Consider the following 20,722-nt stretch of genomic DNA (forward strand, 5'->3'; position numbering starts at 1 on the left):
GCAGAACATGCCTACTGGTACTTCGACCAGGCATCCGCGAGTTCGGAAGCGGCGCCATCAAGCGAAGCCTGAACGTCGGCGCCGTTGATGATATCGCCAAAGGCGCGGCCGATAATGTCCTCGAATTCGACGAAACCGACCGTCTGCAGGCGGAGCACCGAGGTGTTGGCCAGCTCGTACTTGATGAGATCGACGACGCCGGCCATGCGCGGGGCCTGGAGCGGTTTGGAGGCATAGAAACCTTCAGCGCCGACAAGGTTGGATGGTGGTACGGCGAGCGCGGTCATGAATTGCGCGTAGCCGCCGTTGTCGAGGCCCATGAACTTCATGAACAGCAGCGCGGCGTCCTTCTTTTCGCTTGCCGGATTGAGGCCGAGCGACCAGCCGCCGGTTGGGGTAGCGGGCTTGCCGCCCTCGAAGGTGGGGAATGGTGCGACGCCGAAATCGAGATCTGCATTTGCTTCGAACTTCGGGGCCCACCAGGGACCGCCGACATAATAGGCGACGGCGCCCGAGGCAAAGATGTCAGGTGTTTCGGCGACTGCGATGCCCTTCGGCGCCAAGCCTGTGTCGAATAGCGACTTATACCAACTCATGGCCTTGACCCAGCCGGCGCTCGCCACGTCGGGCGTGAGATTGCCATCGCCAGTGCCGCCCGGGCCGCCACCAGCGCTGATCACTAGCGGCTCGAGCTGGTAATAGCGGTCATACTGATCGAGCAACACGCCCCATTTAGCGCCTTTTTCCTGGGCCGCCTTGCCGTTGGTGGCCAGCTGCTCGAAGGTCATGCGGCCGGCCGGATCGGCCGGGGGAAGATCGAGGCCGGCAGCGGTCAGCAGGGTCTTGTTGTAGTAAAGGATATTGGTCGAGGTCTGGTAGGGCATGGCCAACAATTGGCCGTCCACCGTGGCGGCCTCGATCGAGCCCGGGTCGATATCGTTGGACAGGTCGCCAAAGACGCCGGTCAGATCGGCAAGCCAGCCGCGCGCAGCATAGGCATCGGTGCGCGGCATGTCGGTGTCATAGACGTCCAGCGTGGCGTCACCATTGTCGAGGCGCGTCGACAGCACGCTGTTGAACTGAGCGAAGGGCACGGACTGGTACTCGACGGTAATATTGGGATGGGCCGTGTGGAAAGCGTCGAGGACGGGCTGAATGTCCTCGGGCGCATAGGCGGCACCGGCATAGGTGATGGTGAGCGGCGCCGTAGGCTCGGCCAGATTGGCTGTGGTCAGAGCGGCCTCCTTGGCGATGACGGGCATTGCCGCCAGGAGAAGGGCGCTGGCCGTACTGATCAGCAGCAGTGCTGTTCGTCTCGACAGGGTCGTTGTGGGCATGATTTCCTCCTTACTGCTCACATGGAAAATTGGTCAGCTCACCAGGGCGAGCCGGCTGAGAAAAAAGCTCCGGAAAGCCTCGACATCGGTGCCGATGGCAACGGTGGCGTTGAATGGGCCAGGCGGCGCCAGGGCCAGGCCGCGATCGGCCACGACGAGACCGCGCGCCAACTCGCTCACGGTCTCGACACGCACGTCGGCATCGGCCCATTGGCAGATATTCGGGCGCATCACCGCGGCCAGCACGAGCGGATCGTGCAAGAAACAGGCATGCCGGTGTTCTTCGCGGTTCGGGAAGGCCTTGCCGAGATAATCGATCCAGGCCTCGGTGCAATCTGCCGCCCAGGCGCCAAAGCTGCCCACGGCGGATCGCGATCGCATGGCTGCAGCGTCGTCGCGGGTCAGCATGACCTTGGAGGTCTGATCGAGCCCCACCATGCGGATCTTGGCGCCGCTGCGCATGACGATTTCCAGCGCCTCCGGATCCACATAAGCGTTGAAATCGCCGACGACCGTGATGTTCTGCGCATAGGTTTCCGCAGCACCCGCCATCAGCACCAGTTCGCGTACATTGGTCGCGAAGGCCGGATTGCGTTGAACGGCTAAAGCCAGATTGGTCATCGGCCCGATGGCAATGACCACAACCTCACCGGGATGCTCGGCGGCTTGACGCACCAGGAAGTCGGCGGCATGTTCGGATGATGTGGGGCCCAGCAGGTCTTTAGATGACGTGGGCTCGGCCGCGCCGCCCAGCGCGGCGTCGAACAAGGCGCGAACGGGCTGCATCGGACGCACCAGGGGATCGAGCGCGCCGCGCAGAACCGGAATGTCTTCGCGGCCCAGACGGGTGAGCAGGCGGCGGGCGACGTCGGTACCGACCAGGGCATCGACATTGCCGTTGACGATGGTCAGGCCCATGACGTCGAACTCGGGAGAATTCAGCGCCAGTACGATGGCAAAACCATCGTCGATGTCCGAGCCGGGTTCGCCCAGGCCAGGATCGGTGTCGATGATGACGCGCATCGGCGAACTATCCGACATGGCCGGTCCCCAGGAGCGCCAGGGTACGATCGGCCAGTTCGGTGATCTCTATGCGATCGAAACCGCGCACAGCACTGCGGACGCGATGATGGGTGGTGCCCACCAGATCGGCCGGGATGGAGGCAATGCCGTGCAAGGCGCCGAAGACGCTGCCGACGGTGGCAGCGTTGGAATCGGTGTCGCGCCCGCCCGATATGGTCAGTGCCACGGAAGTGACGAAACCGGTGCCCCAGAGCAGGCCGAGCGCGATCAGGGCGGCATTGTTGATCGTGTGAACCCAATTGTAGTGGCCAAGCTCGCTATCGACCCAATCGAGAGCCCGCTCAGAAGACGCCCCCGAAGCATGCAGGGCCAGCAGTTGCATCTGGCTTTGAGCCAACCGTGAGCGCGGCGGCAGCACGGAGAGCGCCGCCTCGAGGGCCGGACGCACAGTGTCGACCGACAGCGCAATGGCAACGAGGGCCGCGGCCCACATTTCCCCATAAATACCATTGCCGAGATGCGACAGCCGCGCATCGGCCAGCGCGGCCCGCGCCGCCGTGACGGGGTCGCCCGGATTGAGATAGCCGTACATATCGGCCCGGATCAGCGCGCCGATCCATTCACGATAGGGATTATCGACACGCGCGGTTTCGGGGGCGGCAAAGCCGTGGATGAGGTTGCGATAGGCGGCGCGTTCGGCGGTGAAGGTCTGCGTAAAGGGCAGGCGATCCAGCCATTCGCGGGCAATGTCGTCAGTGGTCAGGTCACGGCCATAGCGTTCGGCCAGCGCCAGGGCCAGGATGGTCCAATCGAGATCGTCGTCGCGCGGCACGTCGGTGAACAGGCCCGCGCTCGCCTCGGGCGCTGATTCGTGCAGGTGACTGACGCCATCGGGCAGCTCCGGCAGCAATGGCACGTAGCCGCGCTGGGGCCATTGATCAACCGCGCGCAGATAGATGCTCACCTCGGTCCGAGTTAGGCTCTCGATGGGCTTGCCCATGGTATTGCCGACGCAGCGGCCGAGCCAGGCGCCATGAATGCGGGCCCTGATGCTGCCGTCCGCAACGGGAAATCGCTGCAGAGCGGGAATGGTGGCAACAATATCGGCCATCTCGTCAGGCTCATCGAACGGCCATGGCGCGCTGCGCTGCAGGCCTTTGAGCTGGTCGGCGATAGCGGACAAAGCAGGGTAGTCCGCAATAGCCGCGGCCCGACGAGCGGCGTCGAGCAGATTGCCGACATGATAGCCACTATGGGCCAACTGCTCGGCCTCGTCGGGAACGATATCGCGGAGATCGAGTACGTTATGCACTTGGCAATCCTTATGCCGATTGTCTGCCGATGAAGTCGTGTTGCACCATGACGTGGCGCATGGCCCCGGCGGTTCCGGCGATCCGGGACATCAGGAGGTCTCCCGCGGTGCGGCCGATTTCCACCGCCGGGATGTGCATCGTGGTCAGGGCGGGACGCACCAAGTTCGAAGCATCGATGTTGTCGACGCCGACCATGGCGATGTCTTGCGGCACGCGAACGCCCCTGCTCAGGGCCAGGTCCATCGCGCCGATGGCCATCAAGTCATTGGCGCAAAACACGGCAGTGGGTGGTGTCGGACTGTCCAGCAGCGTTGCCATGCCCTTGGCGCCGCTCTCGCGCGTCCAGTCGCCTTCAGCGGATAAAATGTCCGTTACGCCTGCCCTGCGCTGTTCGTCCACAAAGCCCTTCAAGCGCCGCTCTCCCGGATCGCGAGTGCTGGGGCCGCAGATGGTGGCGATGCGGTTGTGGCCCTGCCCTCGCAAATAGACGACGGCATCGCGGGCGATGCGCTCGTCATCGGCCGACACCCAATCGACCGGCAAGTCGGAGCGCCCGGCGCCAACGGCAACGACTGGAATGCCGGCCTTCTGCAGGGTGAGAATTTCAGTGTCGATGCCGCTGACGGCTGCGACGACACCATCGACCCGGCGCTCCAGAGCCGCGGCCACGAAAGCCTGCGCCAAGGTCTCGGACGCGCCGGCATCGAAATACATGACGACATAATTGGCCGGACTGACGGCCAATTGCAGGCCCCGCCCCAGGGCCGGATAGAACGGGTTGGTCATGTCCTGCACGATGAGGGCAATCGTCAGGCTGCGCTTGGAGGTGAGGGCACGGGCAAAGTAGTTCGGCTGGAAGCCCAGGTCTGCCATGACCTTGAGCACAACGCTGCGCGTACCCTCCGCAACCGGCCTGCGACCCGAGAGCACATGGGAGACGGTGGTCTTGCTAACCCCTGCCGCCTCGGCGACTGCTTTGATGTTGGCGACCGGCTTTGTCATGTATCTTCCGCAAACTGGTTTGTGCGGCGATCTTGCGCATATACGAGATGAACGGGCAATTATGCGGGATGTCGCAGCAATTTCTTCTTTCATAGTACAAACCGGTTTGTATGACAAATACATTTCGGAGTTGGCGCAGTCAATCGGGTCATGTGATAAACGGCAAGACGTCACGGTAACGGATCGGTCAATCTCGACCCTATTGCCAATGTGCTTCCTTCCTTTTGCCGGGCGAAACCGTACCGGTAACCGTCTTCGCGATGGCGCCCGGCGGCAAGGGCGCTGACCCGGCGTTAGCTGCCCGCTTAACGGGAGCCGTAGTGGCCTGATCTGCGCCTCCGCCAACGACACGTTCGCAGATCAGGCCTCGAGCAACGACCTAGCCACGGCTTTTTTGTAAGCCAGCGGGCTATTTGAAATTGGCCAACAAAGCCGTGTATGCCTTCGACAGCAGCGAGGTATCGCCACCCACGCCAATGAACGAAAAGCCTTCTTCGTACCAGGCCTTCGCGTTGTCTGGCCGATAGTCCAAGAGACCCGCAGGCTTGCCCGCACCGCGGATCGCATGAAGGGCGGTGCGAACCGCTTCCTGGACCTCAGGCAAGTGCGCCTTGCCGACGAAACCCATATTGGCGGCCAGGTCGTTCGGGCCAACAAAGACGCCATCCACCCCATCGACCGCAGCGATTTCGCCGCAAACCGCCGCCGCCTCGGGACTTTCAACCTGCAGCCACAGCGATGTTGCTTCGCTGGACCGGGTCGCATAATCGGTGATGCGGGCATAGTCGTTGGCACGGGTCATGCCCGAATAACCACGGACGCCGTGCGGCGGATAGCGCGTCGCCGCCACGGCCTGCCGGGCCTCTTGGACTGTCTGCACATAGGGTATCAACAGCGAACGCGCACCCATGTCCATCACCCGCTTGATGATGACGGCATCGTTCCAGGGAACCCTGACGACCGGCTCGGCCGATCCTGCGGCGGCGGCCCGCAGGTGTTGCAGAAGGTCGCCGAAATCGAGCGAGCTGTGCTCCATATCGACGAGTAGCCAGTCAAAGCCGGCGCGGGCTGCCATTTCGGTCGCCGTTACACTACCCAAGGTGAGCCAAAGCCCGGTCTGCCGCTTGCCATCGGCGAGCGCCTGCTTAAGTGGATTGTTCAAATTCATTGCTACCTCCAGGGATTGAGACAAAGACTACGGTCATCTCGCGGATGACGCATCGTAGCCGCTCGACTAGTCGTTACCTTTGACGCTCGATAGAGCGTCTGATCGCTCAGCCTTGCCGAGCATGTTCATAGAGCCATTCGGTCGACAGTACGCCATGACGTACGCCGCCCCGAGCAAAACAATAGGCCTCTTACTAGTCGATTGATCGACGGAGACGTCGCGGCCTTTGCCCCGTTATCAGCCTGGTCGATCAGCAGAAGTCGAAGTCCACACCCGCGTCGGCTCCATCACCAAACAGGTCCCAGCCGTCGTGGCCGGTCGCCCTTCCACCTGCTCGATTTCGGCGTCGCCGACATCGCCGGCGCGATAGCGCGGCCAGAACCGACGGCCATCGGTGCAGGCGCCCAGTCGTTAGTCGAGCCTCGTAGTGCTCAAGCCCGGTGAATGAACTTGGCGACCAGATATTCCTGCACGCCCTCAAAGCCGCCCTCGCGCCCGAAGCCACTATGTTTGACGCCGCCGAAGGGCGCCTCGGGGAGCGCCACGACATTGGTGTTGACGCCGACGACACCGGCTTCCAGCCCATGCGCCACTGTATCGAGACGGGCCGTATCCTTGCCGTAGATATAGGCGGCCAGGCCAAAGTCGACGCTGTTGGCCTTGGCGATCGCTTCGGCGTCGCTGGATACACGCTGCACGACGGCAACCGGCCCGAACGGCTCCTCGGTCAGAATTGCCGCGTCCTGGCCTGGCTCGACAACGATGGTAGGCTCAAAGAAATAGCCGCGATTGAACCCTTCGGGGCGCTTGCCGCCCGCGGCCAGAGTGGCGCCGGAGCGGACGGCATCGGCGACCAGTCGCTCGATGCGATCGCGCTGGCGTGGTGTCGTCAATGGTCCAATCTGCACGTCCGGGTCACGGCCGTTGCCGATCTTGAGCTGGCGCACACCGTCGGCAAAGGCGGTGATGAAATCGTCGGCTATGGCTTCGCCAACAATAAACCGCGTGGGTGAGGTGCAGACCTGGCCGGCATTGCGGAATTTGCCGTTCACAGCTGCCCTAGCAGCCTTGGCCACGTCGACATCATCCAAGACGATGACAGGTGCATGCCCGCCCAATTCCATGGTCAGCTTCTTGAGCGTGTCGGCGCCCTGACGCATCAGGATCTGTCCCACACGGGTCGATCCGGTGAAGCTCACCTTGCGCACGACAGGCGCGGCCATCAACGGGGCGACCACCGCCTCGGGCGCACCGAACAACAGGTTGATCGCTCCATCGGGCAGGCCGCCATCGTGGCAGGCTTCCACCAGCGCCGCCGCGGTGGCCGGCGCTTCATCGGCCGGGCGCAGGATCACGGCGCAACCGGCCGCCAGGGCCATCGCCAACTTGCGCGCGGCGAGGCCGATGGGAAAATTCCAGGCGGTCAGCGCCAGCACGACGCCAACAGGTTCATGGCGCACTTCGAGCCGGCTGCCCGGCGTCCGTCCGCCCCAGGAGCGATCGTACAGACGCCTCGTCTCATCAGCGCACCAGTCGAAATGCTCGATTGCGGACATGATCTCGGTGCGCGCCTCGGCCAGGGGCTTGCCCACTTCGGCCGTCATCAGCATTGCAATCGGTTCGATCCGCTCGCGAAGCAGGTTTGAAATACGCCGCAGAACCGCCGAGCGCTCCCAGGGCGTGCGGCTACCCCAGGCCTTGTGGCCAGCCGCAGCGGCAGCGAGCACCGCCTCGATCTCGGTTGGTCCGGCGAGCGGACATCGGCCGATCATTTCTTCGGTGGCGGGATCGAGAATATCGACTGCCGCAGCGGTGGACCCAAGCCATTGGCCGCCGATGAAAAGACGTGGTTGTGTGTACATGATGCTTCCGTGGATCGGCGGGGATCAGCTCTGAGCGATGCCTTCGACGGCGTGGAGCGCCGCAACTTTTGGCCGCTGCAATCGGCTTTCGAACCACGGCGTCGAGCCATAGGTTTCCAAAGTCTGAGGAATGAAGTCGAAACCAAGCCCCGGCAGTTGCGGCAGCACGATGTCGCCGCGATCCACCACCAGTTGCCGATCGACCAGTTTGCGGAAATTGAGCACCTGGCTATCGGGGAAGAACTCGATAAAACGGCAATTGGGCGTGGCGGCCACGAGATGGGCATGCAGGTCATGGAACCAGTGTGGGCTGATTGTGACACCATAGCTGGCGGCCGTTGCCGCGATCCGACGGAATTCGGTGACGCCCCCGCAGACGCAGGCGTCGGTCTGCAGGATCGCGGCGCCTTGCTTGTCGAGCAATTCCTTGAAGCGCCAGCGTCCAGCCTCGATCTCGCCAGTGGCGATGAGGATGCTCGTGCGCTGCGCCAGGCTCGCGTGGTTTTCGATATCGTCCGGGCTGAATGGCTCTTCGAGGAAGTAAGGATCGTATTTTTCATACATGCGCGCGAAACGGAGAGCCGTGGGAACATCGCGCCAGGCGTTGTTGGCGTCCAGCATCAGCAGAATGTCAGGCCCGATGCGCTCGCGCACCGCGGCGATGCGCGCTTCTTCCTCGCCTACCGTGTTCCCCTTGCCCACCTTGATCTTGACGGCCGAGAAGCCCTGCTTGACGAAGCCTTCCATTTCGTCGGCCAGATGCTGGGGCGTCTTGCCGTCGATGAAGTAGCCACCGCTGGCATAGGCCGGCACGCGGGTCGACGTCACCGACCCCAGGAAACGATGCAGCGGCAGGTTTGCGGCCCGCGCATTATGATCCCAAAGCGCGATGTCCAACGCGCTGATGGCGCGCATGACCGTGCCGGCGCGACCCTGCAGCAACACCTCCTGGTACATTTCCTGCCACAGGCCCTCGACGCGATAGGGGTCCTGGCCGATCAGCACCGGGGCCAGTAAGGCAATGGCTTCGGGAAACAAGCCGGCGCCGGCGCTACCGACGTAGCAGAAGCCAATGCCCTTGTGCCCGTCATCGCACTCTATTTCCACCACGCCATAGTGGCGTTCGGTCACGCGGCGGCTGGCCAGCGAGGTCACCTGATCAAGCGGAACGCTGAGACCCCGGGCTCGAATGCTTTCAATGCGTACCATTTGCTAACTCACTGCGTATGTCTGGTAGGCAACACCAGATCGTTGGATAGTTACCGGATCGTGGTGCCGTCAGCCGCAAAGGCGTGGCACTGTGCCGGATCGATGTAGGTGGCAAGGGTATCGCCGGCGACGACGTCGGACTGGCCGTCGACCAGGATCGTCAGGCTCTGGCCATCGCTGGTGACCGCATAGAGCAAGGTCTGGCCGCCCAGGCTTTCCACCAGTTCGATCGTGACCGAGAGGAATGCGACGCGCTTTTCGTCCGGAACGGTCGCGATATGCTCGGGGCGAACACCCACTTCCTTCACCGCGCCGGCGCGGTCGGGCATCGCCAGTTCTTGCGTGCCGACGCGGTAGGGGGTCGATCCGGACAGCGCCAGGAAGTTCATCTTCGGGCTGCCGATGAAACCCGCCACGAACCGGTTGACCGGGAAATTGTACAGCTCCAGCGGTGGCCCGAACTGCTCGATGCGGCCGGCGTTGAGTACAACGATCTTGTCGGCCATGGTCATGGCCTCCACCTGATCATGCGTCACATAGATCATGGTCGAGCCCAGGCGCTGATGCAGCTTGGCAATCTCGACCCGCATCTGCACACGCAGTTCGGCGTCCAGATTGGATAGGGGTTCGTCGAACAGGAACAGGTTCGGTTCGCGCACGATGGCGCGTCCGATGGCAACGCGCTGGCGCTGCCCGCCCGACAATTGCTTGGGCTTGCGCTGCAGCAGCGGCACGATCTGCAAGATTTCAGCGGCCCGCGTGACTCGGGCGGCAATCTCGGCCCGCGGTACACGCGCGGTCTCGAGCGCAAAGGCCAGGTTCTGGTAAACGCTCATATGGGGGTAAAGCGCATAGGACTGGAACACCATGGCAATGCCACGGCTGGCAGGGGGCACCGTATTCATGCGCTGCCCGTTGATCATCAGGCCACCGGCAGTGATCGGCTCGAGCCCTGCGATCATGCGCAACAAAGTCGACTTGCCGCAGCCTGACGGACCTACGAACACGACGAACTCGCCTAGCTCGATGCTCAGATCGACGCCGTGAACCACCGCGACCTCGCCGTAATTCTTGCGCACGCCAATCAGTGCAACCTCGGCTGCCTTGGCGGTATCGATTTTTTCGGCAACGTTGGTGCTCATCGTTTCATTCCCGTTGTTGCGATGCCCTCGATCAGCAATCGCTGGAACAGGACGAAGACTATGAAGACCGGAAGCAGCGACAGCACCGACATGGCGAACATGCTGTTCCAGTCGGACTCGCCGCTGGAGTCGATCAGCGAGCGCAGACCAAGCTGGATGGTGAAATCGCGCATGTCGCTGAGGTAGATCAGCGGCCCGAAGAAATCGTCCCAGGTCCAAAGGAAGGTGAAGATCGCCGCCGTTGCCAGGACCGGCATCGAGAGCGGCAGCATGATGCGCCAGTAGATGCGCCAGGGGCTGCAACCATCCATTCGCGCGGCCTCGTCCAATTCCTTCGGGATGCCGCGGAAAAACTGCACCATCAGGAAAATGAAGAACGCGTCGGTCGCCAGATATTTCGGGACGATCAAGGGCAAGGTGGTGTTGACCCAGCCCAGGTTCAGAAACATCACATATTGGGGGATGAGCGTCACGTGATAGGGCAGCATCAAGGTGCCCAGCATCAGCGCGAACATCACGTTGCGGCCCGGAAAGGTCAGCCGGGTGAAGGCAAAAGCGGCCAGCGAACAGGACGCGACGTTGCCCACCACCGAGAGGGCCGAAATCACGAAGGAGTTCCAAGCAAACTGTCCGAACGACACCCGCATGGCATTCCAGCCGCTGACATAGGCATCCCAGCTGACGCTCGATGGCACTATCGAGGGCGAGCTGAAGATTTCGTTGGTCGGACGGAACGATGCCGAAAGCATCCAGATCAGCGGATAGAGCATGCAAATGGAAGCCGCGATCAGCGCGCCATGGATCAGCCAGCGGGTGATCCGGCGTTGCCAGATTGCGCTGCCGGTGGTGCCGTCATCGTGCAAAAGGCGATCATCGAGGACATCAGTCGTCATAATGCACCCAAAATCTTGCGGTCAGGAACGAGAACGCGGTGAATAGGGCAACCATGACCAAAAGGATCCAGGCCAGGGCGGACGCATACCCCATGCGAAAGAAGCTGAACGCCTCCTGATAAAGGTAAAGCGTGTAGAACAGCGTGGAATTGAGCGGGCCGCCGGTGCCATTGGAGATGACGAAGGCTGGCGTGAAAGCCTTGAAGGCATCGATGGTCTGCACGACGAAGTTGAAAAACACGACCGGGGTCAGCAGCGGCAGCGTGATTTTCCAGAACTGGCGCGTCTTATTGGCGCCATCAATGCTTGCAGCCTCGTAAAGGTCGGTCGGCACCTGCCGCAGTCCAGCCAGGAAAATGATCATGGGCGAGCCGAACTGCCACACGCTCAGGATCACGAGCGTATAGATGGAATAGTTCGGATTTGAGACCCAGCTGGGAGCAATGATGCCGAATTGCGACAGGATTGAATTGACCAGGCCATGATTGGAAAAGAGCTGGCGCCACAGCACCGCCACCGCGACGCTCGCTCCGATCAAGGAAGGCAGGTAGAAAATGGCGCGGTAAATCGATAGCCCGCGCAGGCCGCGGTTGAGCGCCATGGCGACCAGCAGCGCAAAGGCCAGTTTCAGCGGGACCGACAGCGCGACATAGATCAGCGTCACGCGCATCGACGCGGCGAACTTTGGATCCGCTGTCATGATGCGCACGTAATTGGCCGCTCCGGTCCATTCGGGAGCGCGCAGCAGGTCGAAATCAGTAAACGACAGATACAGCGAAATTAGCGCCGGCCCGAGCGTCAGGCCGAAAAAGCCGATCGCCCAGGGCAGGAGGAACAGATAGCCGGCCGCCCATTCGCGCCAGGTGTGGCTGATGCCGCTCCGATCGGGAGCGGCATCATAGGCCTTTGCAGCCGTGGCGATCGTCTGATCCATCAGGCGCGCGCCAGGATGGCCTCGGCCTCCTGGACCAATTGCGCACCAGCTTGCTCAGGCGTCAGGTTTCCAAACAATACCTGCAGATTGGTGTCGGTGAGCACCTGGGTGACTTCACCGGCACCAGGCAGGGGCGGCGGCGGCAGTGCCTGGGCAGTCTTGCTCACTTCTTCGACAAATTTGACGGACTTCAGCGAAGCCTCGTCGAGGAAAGGAACAATCTCCTCGCGCACCTTGGCCGAGGGCGGAACAGCGGTTTCGACGCCGACATCCTTGAACGATTGCAGGTTATTGGTCAGGTAGTTGATGACCTCGGCGGCCAGTTCGGGAGATTGGGAGGTTGCCGAGATCGACATGAACTGCGACGGCTTCAGATAGGCACCGGATGGACCCTCGACGGTCTCACGCGGCAATTGCACCAGCTCGAGCGGGAACTGCAGCAATTTACCGATGGGATTGGCCTCGTTAGACCACATCGGCGACGACGCCGTCTGCCCAAGCGTGATGCCGTTGTTTTCGGGGTTGGGTTGCTGTAGCGCAATCGCATCGGCCGGTGGCGCCAGACCATCCTCGCTCATGCCGCGCCAGAACTCGAACCATTCGGCTGCGTCATTGGCGTCGAAGGCCAGGCCTTCGGCATTGTAGAGCGCCTTGCCCTTTTGGCGCAGCCACAATTCGAACGCGGTTTCGCCGCCGCCCGAATTGTTGGTAGCGTAATAGCCTTCCCTGGTATTGGCCTGCTTGAACTGAGCGCACATCTCGCGGAACGCCGTCCACGTCATGTCATTGGTCAGCGTCACACCGGCTGCCGTCCAGGCATTGACGTCATAGCCAAGGCCCATGACGTTGTCGCCGATGGTGATGCCATAGAGCTTGCCATCGACCCGTCCGGCTTCGATCCGCTGATCGCCGAAGTCGGTTGCAGTGATGACCGAAGGATAGAGGTCATCGAGCGGCCGCAACACGCCGCGGCGGGCATATTCAAAGATATAGCGGTAATCCATCTGGATCAGATCTGGGGCATTGCCACCCGAAATCTGGGTCGCCAGGCGCGGCCAATAGTCGCCCCAGGGCGACCACTCGCTGTCAACCACCAGGCCACCGCGCTCGGTGGCAAACTTGGTCGTGGTATCGACCTTGCGGTCCGAGCGGCCGGGGCCGCCCCAGAAATAATAGCGCAGCCGTGCTTCCTGCCCAAAGGCGGGAGCGGACATGCCAACCGCAAGGGCGGAAGCCGCCGCCGAGCCAAGCAAGAAAAGCCGACGATTGATATTGAGTGTCATTGTAACCTCCCTGTTGATTGAGCCGCAGCTTCTGTGAGCCGCGGTGCAGTGACGTCAGCTTGCGGCCCGCAGGTCCTGCGTAACGCGCACGCCATCGGGCATGGCGTCGCCATGAGCGATGAGCAGTTCGTCCACCATCTGGCGGATTTGCGGAATGGTCAGCACGCTGGGCGCATGGCGATCGAGCATGGCGGCGCGATACACCCGGTCGCGGTTTCCCTCGAGTGCGGCCCGCACGGTCAGGTCCTGCACGAAGACATGGGGGGCGCAATGAGCCGCGAGCTCGGGCGGCAAAGCGCCCGCATAGCAGCCACGGAAGCCATTGCGATCGACCACCACCGGCACCTCGACGCAAGCGCCATCGGGCAGGTTGGTGATGTGACCCTTGTTTTCGATATTGCCGTAGATCAGCGTGGGTTCATTGGTGACCACCGCATGAATGATCTCGGCGCCATATTCGACGCTTTTCTCGAATTCGAAGCCTTCCCCGTTCTGCAGACGCTGCCGGTCGCGCTTGTAGCGCAGGATTTTTTCGTCGCCGATCCGCACCGAGTCGTTGACCGGCAGGGCGAAACGGGCGGTTTCACCAGCGTCGCGTAGGAAATAGGGCACGTATTCGGAACAGTGGCGGCTCGACTCCGAGACGAACCAGCCCAATTGGCGGAACAGCTCGAACCGCACCCGATCCTTGGCGAAGATTTCGGGGTTCTGCATGGCCGCTCGCAAGGCGGGATAGGCGTCTTTCCCATCGACTTCCAGGCGCAGGAACCAGGTCATATGGTTGATGCCGGCGCAGTCGAACGACAGCCGATCCATCTCGACGCCAAGATAGTCCGCCAGGTTCTCGGCGGTATGTTGCACATTGTGGCAGAGGCCAACCGACTTGATCTTCGGATAGGCCTTGTAGACCGCCCAAGTCACGATGCTCATCGGATTGGTGTAGTTGAGCAGGTATGCATCCGGGCAAAGCTCGGTCATGTCCTGGCACAATTCCATCATGAAGGGGATGGTGCGCAGCCCGCGGAAAATACCGCCAATGCCGACCGTGTCGCCGATGGTCTGCTTCAACCCGAACTTTGCCGGGATTTCGAAATCCTTGCGCACGGCATCAACGCCGCCGATCAGCACCATATTGATGACGAAGTCGGCGCCGGCGATGGCGCTGCGACGATCCGCATGCTCTTCAACCACCGGATTGGCGCCCAATTGCCCGGCTGTCCACCGCGCCATCATGCCAGCCGTTTCCAAGCGCTCGGCATCGATATCATGCAGCGCGATGGTGGCGTCGTGCAGTTCCGGCTTAGCCAGGATATCGGCGAGGAGCTTCTTGACGAAGACTACGCTGCCGGCGCCGATCATTGCAATTTTAGTCATTCAGTAGAACTCCAGTCATTCCACAAGTCGTTACCAACTTAGTTGGTATTATTATCAATAATGACGTTGGAAGAAGTAAAGCCTAGGCTGACTTCTGTAACTGCCGTGGACGCAGACCAAGCGGCAGCATGGGAGCATGAATTGCCAGCAATTCGTCCACCAGCGCCCGGATCTGATCGATGGTCAGCACGCTTGGCGCATGTCGATCGAGCATGGCAGCGCGATAGACCAGTTCGGGATCCTGCTCGATAACCGCGCGACCCACGAGATCCTGAACGAAGACATGAGGCGCACAATGAGCCGCAAGCTCCGGGGGAAGCTCGCCCGCATAGCAGCCACGAAAGCCATTGCGATCGACGACGACAGGAACTTCGACGCAGGCCCCATCGGGCAGATTGGTGATATGACCCTGGTTCTCGATATTGCCGTAGATCAGGATCGGCGTGTTGGTGACCACCGAATGGATGATTTCGGCACCATATTCGACGCTCTTCTCAAACTCGAAGCCGCCGCCTGCCAACAGATGGGCGCGATCGAGGGCATAGCGCTCGCCACGCTCCTCGGCCAGCTTGATCGATAAGGCAATGGGTATTTGCAGGCGCTGGATTTCGCTGTCGGACTTGAGAAAATATGGCACGTATTCGGCGAAGTGACGGCTGGATTCGGAGACGAACCAGCCAAACTGCTTGAAGATTTCGAAGCGGACACGATCCTTGGCGACGATTTCGGGACGCTCGGCCGCGCGGCGCAAAGCGGGATAAGCGTCCTTGCCATCAACTTCCAGCCGCAAGAACCACGTCATGTGATTGATGCCGGCGCAATCGAACGACAGCCGCTCCGGCTCGACGCCGAGATACTCGGCCAGGTCGCCAGCGGTATGCTGCACGTTGTGGCACAGCCCGATAACCTTCTGGTTGGGGAAGGCGCGATAGACCGCCCAGGTAATCATGCTCATCGGGTTGGAATAATTGAGCAGGTAGGCGTTCGGGGCAAGCTCGGCCAATTCCTCGCAGAGTTGCAACACGAAGGGGATGGTGCGCAGCCCCCGCATGATGCCGCCGATACCGACGGTGTCGGCCACAGTCTGCTTCAATCCGTAGCGCGCGGCGGTCTCAAAATCGGTGCGCATGCCGTTTACGCCACCGATCATCACGGTATTGATGACGAAGTCGGCTCCCGCGATGCACGCGCGGCGATCCAGATGCTCCTCGATTATCGGCTTGGCGTTAAACTGCTCGGCGGTCCAGCGCGCCATCATGCCGGCGGTCTCGAGACGCTCGGCGTTGATATCGTGCAAGGCAATGGTGGCGTTGCGCAATTCGGGCTTGGCCATCATGTCGGCGAGCAGCTTTTTGACGAAGACGACGCTGCCGGCGCCGATCATGGCGATCTTGGTCATGTGTTTCCCTTGAACGGCCCTAAGCCAACAACCTGACCCTATAGTCATCAAAATTTTTGTCAATAATATTTTTGATAAGCAATAGGAGCGACAGTGATCAGCGCTTATGGAGGTAGCGCGTCCGCTCCAAGTAGGCTTTCATTGCCGGCTGCAAATGCTCGACGACGAGACGCTTCAGCAGGTCACGATCGCCGCTGCGCAAAGCTTCGATGATGGCGGCGTGTTCGTGCCAGGCACGGTTCAGCAGAGTGGCGTCGCCGATGGTGTAAGAGCGGATCGAATGGGTCTTGTCGGCAAATTGCGCGATGGCCTGGGCCAGTGCCTGGTTGCCGCAGGAGGCATAAAGCGTGTTGTGGAAACGAAGGTTCTCGCGAAACACCACGCGAAAGTCGGCCCGCTCGACAGCTTCCACATGGCGCCGGTGGATCGCCAGGAGCGACTCCACGAGCATGGGATCGACCGGCAAGGCGATCAAATCGGCCGCCTTGCATTCCAGCAGTTCGCGGACGGTATAAAGGTCCTCCACTTCCTTAGGCAGGAAGTCCTTGACCATGGCCCCCTTATTGGGTTGGCGCACCACGATGCCCATGGCCTCAAGATCGACAAGGGCCTGGCGCACGACATGGCGCTTCACCCCGAAGCGCACGATGAGTTCATCCTCGACGAGGCGCTCGCGCGGCAATAGCCGCCCCAGGGCGATGTCTTCTTCGAGGGCTGCTGTAACGTCCAATGTCTCGGGCGCTCCAAGGTCGATTGCCTCGTCGGCTACGGTCATGCCCTTCTCCAGCGTTGCATCCCATTGCGATGCAGGTTTCATCAACAATAATATTGACGATGCAGCATGGATAGCCGCGCCCGTCGCCGTTTGGCAACCGTAAAGTCGCAGATGCTTAGTTATGGCAGGGAAAACCGGTAAGGCCCAGCGTTTGGGTTGCTGCGGCCGGACGCCGACTAATCGGCGTCAAACTGGCGTTCGCCCAGTTCGCGATCCTTGTTTTGGATGACAAAGCCAATCTGGCGCGGCCAATGCCCGTAGGCATCATCGTCGCCGCCCAACAGGTGGCGCGCGTGCACCGGCCAATTGGGATCTTCGAGGGCGCCCCGGGCCAACGCCACCAAGTCCGCATGGCCATCGGCAACCACCGCCTCTGCCGCCGCCGCGTCGGTGATCAGGCCGATCGCCATCACGGCAATGCCTGCCTCGCGGCGGATCGTTTCGGCCAAAGGGACCTGGTAAAGCGCAAAGGCGGTATTGCTCGAGCCGTTGCCTGATGAACAATCGATCAGATCGACGCCGCGCGCTTTGAGTTCGCGGGCCAGGACGACGCTGTCTGCCAGTTGCCAGCCTGCAGGATCGCGTTCCTGGGCAGAAATTCGCACCATGAGCGGCCTGTCGCTCGGCCACTCTTGCCGTACGATCTCGGCGATTTCGAGTGGAAATCGCATGCGGTTGGGCCGGTCGCCACCATACCCATCGCTGCGCCGATTGGTCAGCGGCGACAGGAACTGGTGTAGCAGATAGCCATGGGCCGCATGAATCTCGACCATGTCGAAGTTCGCGGCCAAGGCGCGTTGCGTGGCGGTGCGGAAGCCATCGCGGATGGCCTGCAGGCCGCTATCGTCCAATTGGGCAACAGGTCGATCATCGGCGCCGTAGCTCAGGGCGCTGGGCGCCGAGGGCTGCCATTGCTCGTAGCCGAACTCGATCTTTTCGGCTTCGGTTTCCGCCACGCCTTGGCGCCACCACACACCCGAGGAGGCCTTGCCGCCTGCATGCGATAGCTGGATCGCGGACGCAGCACCCTGCGTTCGCAGGAAGCTGGTGATGCGCCGGAGCGGATCGATCTGGCTGTCGTCCCACAGGCCCAGATCGGCGTAAGTGATACGCCCTTCGCGGGTAACCGCTGTCGCTTCCACCGTCACCAAGCCAAAGCCGCCGAGACCGAACCGTCCCAGATGAACCAGATGCCAATCGGTCGCCAAGCCATCGCGCGCCGAATATTGACACATCGGCGACACGGCAAGGCGGTTTTTCAAGGTCAGTCCGCGCAGGGTAAGCGGGGTAAAAAGCTGTGCCATTCGTATTCCAAACTAAGGGCCGCGGCGCTAAGCGTCCGCGGCCCGATACTTTATTGCAAAAAGATTTGCCCCGATTAGGCGTTATCGGCAATCACCTGGTCGATTCCGGCGACGATGTTGGCCGCTGTCACTTCGGGGGTCTGGTTGGCGGTGAAGGCCAGATCGAGCTGATCGGTCAGCACCGTATTCATCTTGGCAAAGTATGGCAGCGCGTAATTGCTTGAGAGCTCCGCCGGCACCGTTGCTGCCTGCTGCACGAAGACCTGGCGCTCGTTGGTGCGGCTTTTGTAAGCTATCTGGCCCAGGATCGACTTGCGAACCGGCAGGTATTGCGACGCACCCAGGAACTCGACCTGCACTTGTGGGCTCATCAGGTATTTGAGGAACGCCACCGCTTCGTCCGGATGCTGGGAACCCTGCGCCACGCCGACGCAGGACCCACCCAGATCCGATGCCATGTTGACATCGCGCGGCATATAGGTCGTGCCCCACTCGAAGCGGTCGCCAATATTGTTTTCCAGGTCAGGCATGGTCCAGTCGCCGCCCACCCACATGCCCAAAGTCCCGTTGGCAAACAGGATATCCGGCCGCTCCTGTGACTTGACCGAGGTATTGGGCGGCACCAGGCCCTTTTGGAACCACGATTGCAACCAGGCAATGGTCTCGATCGAGGCAGGTGATCCCAAAGCACAGGACTTTTGATCTTCACTCAAAAGATGGGCGTCGTGCTGGAAGAAGAACGGCAGCGAGCGATAAGCGGCACCCTGGCCCCAGCCCATGGCAAAGCCGTACGGCACCTTTTTGGAATCAACGAGCTTTTGCGCAACGTCGATGAATTGCTGCCAGGTCCAGCTCTTGGCGATGTCGGTCGGCGCCTGGATTCCCAATTCGTCAAACATGGTCTTGTTGTAGAAGGTGCCGAACGTGTCGGTGTTCTGCGGGATGGCGAAGATGCCCTCCTGCTTGTGGACTGGAAGCCAGAAGGCCGGCAGATAATCATCGGCGACATTGGCGTCGAAATCGGACGACAGGTCTTTCAGCACAGCCGCTTGAGCATAGCGCCCGACTGTCTGATATTCGAAGCGCATCAGATCGGCGGGCTGCCCGCCGGTGATGCTGGTATCCAGCTGCTGGTAATACTGGCCATAGGGAATGGTCTGCAACTGCACGTCCAGTTCGGGATGGGCAGCGTTAAAGTCGCTGATCGCCTTGGCATAGGGAAGATCGGAGCCGGTATCGCCCCAAACCGAAAACTTGACGATGGCCTTGGATTGCGCCCGCGCAACCCAAGGCGCGCTCAACGCTCCAAAGGCCAGGCCGGCAGCGGCGCCCTTCAACAGCGTACGCCGATTGGTCACTGGCCCAGCCAGCAAAGTCTTTTCAATGGACACGACATTCTCCTCCCTGCGGCCTGGACTTATCCGGCCAGTTAATCCTCAGCGTTGCCTCGGCTGCCAGTTGTCCGTTGTCGGGCCTTCGCCGGCAGTCGTTCCTTGGGCGATATTACGCAACTTATGTTTGATAATAGGTATTAGCAATTCTAGTCCATGCTACATCGCGAGCGGAGTCAAGTCCCAATTATATTATCAATAATCATCTGTACCCGCAGGTTCACGCAATGGACGACGGTGATCGCTGGCAATGAGCTGCGCTTGACAGTCAATCAAACGCCGAGCTATGTTTGCTAATACCTATTAGCTTTTGTGTTTAAATATGAGAGCCGAGACGGCAACATAGCCGGATAGTGCCAATAGGGGGGAGGCATCGCATGGCGATAATACAGAGCGCGTCGCCACCGGCCGAGGTACTAGACGCGCCACCAAAGCATCGGTTTCGTTTCAATCCCGTCCCCTATTTGTTTGTCGCGCCCCAGTTGGTGTTGTTCGCCGTCTTCATGTTTTTTCCGCTGGCCTATGCGGGCTTCCTGAGCCTGCATAGCTGGGAGATGTTCGCCAAGCCGCGCTTTGTCGGCATGCGCAACTACAACCACCTGATCAACGATCCGATCTTTTGGTATGCCCTTCGGAATACGCTGGTCTATGTCGTCGGCACGGTCCCGCTCTGCATCGGCTTTGGCCTGTTGCTCGCCTTGGGCCTCAATCGGTCGATGCCGCTGCGGCGCACGATCCGCAGTATTTTCTTCCTCCCCGTCGTGGTTTCGGCAGTGGTCACGGCGCTCGCGGCAATCTGGATTTTCAACGACAATTACGGGCTGCTCAACCGCATGTTCGGCGCCATCGGGCTGCCGCGCATCAATTGGAATGCAGACCCGCAATGGGCCATGGTTTCGCTGATCATCACCACGATCTGGCTGCGCTCCGGCTTCTGCATGATCATCTATCTGGCCGCCTTGCAAAGCGTGCCGGTCTCGTTGCACGAAGCCGCCCAGATCGACGGGGCCTCGCCGTTCGAGCGCTTTCTGCACGTCACCTGGCCCTCGATGCGGCCCACGACGCTGCTGCTGACGATCCTCAACGTCATTTATTCGTTCCACGTGTTCGACTTGATCTTCGTGATGACCGGGGGCGGTCCTGGCTATTCCACCACCGTTTTGGTGCAGTACATCTATCAATTGGCCTTCACCAATGGCGACATGGGCTATGCCAGCGCCGTCGGCATGGCGCTGTTCGTGATGATCCTGGCCTTCACCATCATCCAATGGCTGCTCTCCAGACGCTCTGAAATCAACGGATAGGGGCCAGCG

Annotated in this window: 16 protein-coding genes and 1 pseudogene; 1 reads left to right on the top strand and 16 read right to left on the bottom strand. The window is 61.1% G+C overall.

Annotation, left to right across the window (positions count from 1 at the left end; all coding sequences use genetic code 11):
• Positions 1-11: 11 nt before the first annotated feature.
• The 16 genes and pseudogenes from ACFE8X_RS04335 to ACFE8X_RS04410 all read right to left on the bottom strand — a co-directional run bounded on the left by ACFE8X_RS04335 (position 12) and on the right by ACFE8X_RS04410 (position 19,409).
• The gene (locus ACFE8X_RS04335; protein ID WP_375450223.1) at positions 12-1,337 is read right to left on the bottom strand and encodes an ABC transporter substrate-binding protein; all 1,326 of its coding nucleotides are present in this window, start codon (positions 1,335-1,337) and stop codon (positions 12-14) included.
• 33 nt (positions 1,338-1,370) lie between these two features.
• A complete protein-coding gene (locus ACFE8X_RS04340; RefSeq protein WP_375450224.1) occupies positions 1,371-2,378 on the bottom strand; it encodes a nucleoside hydrolase in 1,008 nt (335 codons plus the stop codon).
• Positions 2,368-3,672, bottom strand: coding sequence for an ADP-ribosylglycohydrolase family protein (locus ACFE8X_RS04345; protein WP_375450225.1), 1,305 nt, complete (start codon positions 3,670-3,672; stop codon positions 2,368-2,370). The genes ACFE8X_RS04340 and ACFE8X_RS04345 overlap by 11 nt, the downstream gene beginning before the upstream one ends.
• A gap of 10 nt (positions 3,673-3,682) precedes the next feature.
• A complete protein-coding gene (locus ACFE8X_RS04350) occupies positions 3,683-4,675 on the bottom strand; it encodes a LacI family DNA-binding transcriptional regulator (protein WP_375450226.1) in 993 nt (330 codons plus the stop codon).
• Between the two features lie 409 nt (positions 4,676-5,084).
• On the bottom strand, positions 5,085-5,843 hold the full coding sequence (locus ACFE8X_RS04355; RefSeq protein ID WP_375450227.1) for an HpcH/HpaI aldolase/citrate lyase family protein: 759 nt from the start codon (positions 5,841-5,843) through the stop codon (positions 5,085-5,087).
• A 431-nt stretch (positions 5,844-6,274) separates the two neighbouring features.
• Positions 6,275-7,705 (bottom strand): NAD-dependent succinate-semialdehyde dehydrogenase, encoded by a 1,431-nt coding sequence (locus tag ACFE8X_RS04360; RefSeq protein ID WP_375450228.1) that lies wholly within the window; start codon positions 7,703-7,705, stop codon positions 6,275-6,277.
• 24 nt (positions 7,706-7,729) lie between these two features.
• Positions 7,730-8,914, bottom strand: a complete 1,185-nt coding sequence (locus tag ACFE8X_RS04365) for a mandelate racemase/muconate lactonizing enzyme family protein (RefSeq protein WP_375450229.1) — start codon at positions 8,912-8,914, stop codon at positions 7,730-7,732.
• Between the two features lie 50 nt (positions 8,915-8,964).
• Positions 8,965-10,056, bottom strand: coding sequence for an ABC transporter ATP-binding protein (locus ACFE8X_RS04370; RefSeq protein WP_375450230.1), 1,092 nt, complete (start codon positions 10,054-10,056; stop codon positions 8,965-8,967).
• Positions 10,053-10,826 carry a carbohydrate ABC transporter permease gene (locus ACFE8X_RS04375; RefSeq protein WP_375450298.1) on the bottom strand — a complete coding sequence of 258 codons (774 nt, stop codon included), beginning with the start codon at positions 10,824-10,826 and terminating at the stop codon, positions 10,053-10,055. Before ACFE8X_RS04375 ends, ACFE8X_RS04370 begins: the two co-directional genes overlap by 4 nt.
• Positions 10,827-10,938: 112 nt before the next feature.
• A pseudogene (locus tag ACFE8X_RS04380) lies at positions 10,939-11,802 on the bottom strand (carbohydrate ABC transporter permease); the annotation flags it as partial.
• Positions 11,803-11,882: 80 nt separating this feature from the next.
• Positions 11,883-13,166 carry an ABC transporter substrate-binding protein gene (locus ACFE8X_RS04385; protein ID WP_375450231.1) on the bottom strand — a complete coding sequence of 428 codons (1,284 nt, stop codon included), beginning with the start codon at positions 13,164-13,166 and terminating at the stop codon, positions 11,883-11,885.
• A gap of 54 nt (positions 13,167-13,220) precedes the next feature.
• Positions 13,221-14,540, bottom strand: coding sequence for an alpha-glucosidase/alpha-galactosidase (locus ACFE8X_RS04390; RefSeq protein ID WP_375450232.1), 1,320 nt, complete (start codon positions 14,538-14,540; stop codon positions 13,221-13,223).
• 82 nt (positions 14,541-14,622) lie between these two features.
• A complete protein-coding gene (melA, locus tag ACFE8X_RS04395; RefSeq protein WP_375450233.1) occupies positions 14,623-15,939 on the bottom strand; it encodes an alpha-galactosidase in 1,317 nt (438 codons plus the stop codon).
• A gap of 97 nt (positions 15,940-16,036) precedes the next feature.
• Positions 16,037-16,714, bottom strand: coding sequence for a GntR family transcriptional regulator (locus tag ACFE8X_RS04400; RefSeq protein WP_375450234.1), 678 nt, complete (start codon positions 16,712-16,714; stop codon positions 16,037-16,039).
• A 176-nt stretch (positions 16,715-16,890) separates the two neighbouring features.
• Positions 16,891-18,018: an NADH:flavin oxidoreductase/NADH oxidase gene (locus ACFE8X_RS04405; protein WP_375450235.1), complete on the bottom strand. Its 1,128-nt coding sequence runs from the start codon at positions 18,016-18,018 to the stop codon at positions 16,891-16,893.
• A 74-nt stretch (positions 18,019-18,092) separates the two neighbouring features.
• Complete coding sequence (locus ACFE8X_RS04410; protein ID WP_375450236.1) at positions 18,093-19,409, bottom strand: ABC transporter substrate-binding protein; 1,317 nt, start codon at positions 19,407-19,409, stop codon at positions 18,093-18,095.
• A 377-nt stretch (positions 19,410-19,786) separates the two neighbouring features.
• On the opposite strand from ACFE8X_RS04410, the gene ACFE8X_RS04415 reads away from it, so the two are divergent.
• Positions 19,787-20,713: a carbohydrate ABC transporter permease gene (locus ACFE8X_RS04415; RefSeq protein WP_375450237.1), complete on the top strand. Its 927-nt coding sequence runs from the start codon at positions 19,787-19,789 to the stop codon at positions 20,711-20,713.
• Positions 20,714-20,722: the final 9 nt, after the last annotated feature.

Source organism: uncultured Devosia sp. (assembly GCF_964244875.1).
GTDB lineage: Bacteria > Pseudomonadota > Alphaproteobacteria > Rhizobiales > Devosiaceae > Devosia.

Bases quoted from the DNA above. Each gene is read 5' to 3' on its own strand.
- ACFE8X_RS04335 (WP_375450223.1), bottom strand. From the start codon at position 1,337: ATGCCCACAACGACCCTGTCGAGACGAACAGCACTGCTGCTGATCAGT.
- ACFE8X_RS04340 (WP_375450224.1), bottom strand. From the start codon at position 2,378: ATGTCGGATAGTTCGCCGATGCGCGTCATCATCGACACCGATCCTGGC.
- ACFE8X_RS04350 (WP_375450226.1), bottom strand. From the start codon at position 4,675: ATGACAAAGCCGGTCGCCAACATCAAAGCAGTCGCCGAGGCGGCAGGG.
- ACFE8X_RS04355 (WP_375450227.1), bottom strand. From the start codon at position 5,843: ATGAATTTGAACAATCCACTTAAGCAGGCGCTCGCCGATGGCAAGCGG.
- ACFE8X_RS04360 (WP_375450228.1), bottom strand. From the start codon at position 7,705: ATGTACACACAACCACGTCTTTTCATCGGCGGCCAATGGCTTGGGTCC.
- ACFE8X_RS04365 (WP_375450229.1), bottom strand. From the start codon at position 8,914: ATGGTACGCATTGAAAGCATTCGAGCCCGGGGTCTCAGCGTTCCGCTT.
- ACFE8X_RS04370 (WP_375450230.1), bottom strand. From the start codon at position 10,056: ATGAGCACCAACGTTGCCGAAAAAATCGATACCGCCAAGGCAGCCGAG.
- ACFE8X_RS04375 (WP_375450298.1), bottom strand. From the start codon at position 10,826: ATGCTCTATCCGCTGATCTGGATGCTTTCGGCATCGTTCCGTCCGACC.
- ACFE8X_RS04385 (WP_375450231.1), bottom strand. From the start codon at position 13,166: ATGACACTCAATATCAATCGTCGGCTTTTCTTGCTTGGCTCGGCGGCG.
- ACFE8X_RS04390 (WP_375450232.1), bottom strand. From the start codon at position 14,540: ATGACTAAAATTGCAATGATCGGCGCCGGCAGCGTAGTCTTCGTCAAG.
- melA (WP_375450233.1), bottom strand. From the start codon at position 15,939: ATGACCAAGATCGCCATGATCGGCGCCGGCAGCGTCGTCTTCGTCAAA.
- ACFE8X_RS04400 (WP_375450234.1), bottom strand. From the start codon at position 16,714: ATGACCGTAGCCGACGAGGCAATCGACCTTGGAGCGCCCGAGACATTG.
- ACFE8X_RS04405 (WP_375450235.1), bottom strand. From the start codon at position 18,018: ATGGCACAGCTTTTTACCCCGCTTACCCTGCGCGGACTGACCTTGAAA.
- ACFE8X_RS04415 (WP_375450237.1), top strand. From the start codon at position 19,787: ATGGCGATAATACAGAGCGCGTCGCCACCGGCCGAGGTACTAGACGCG.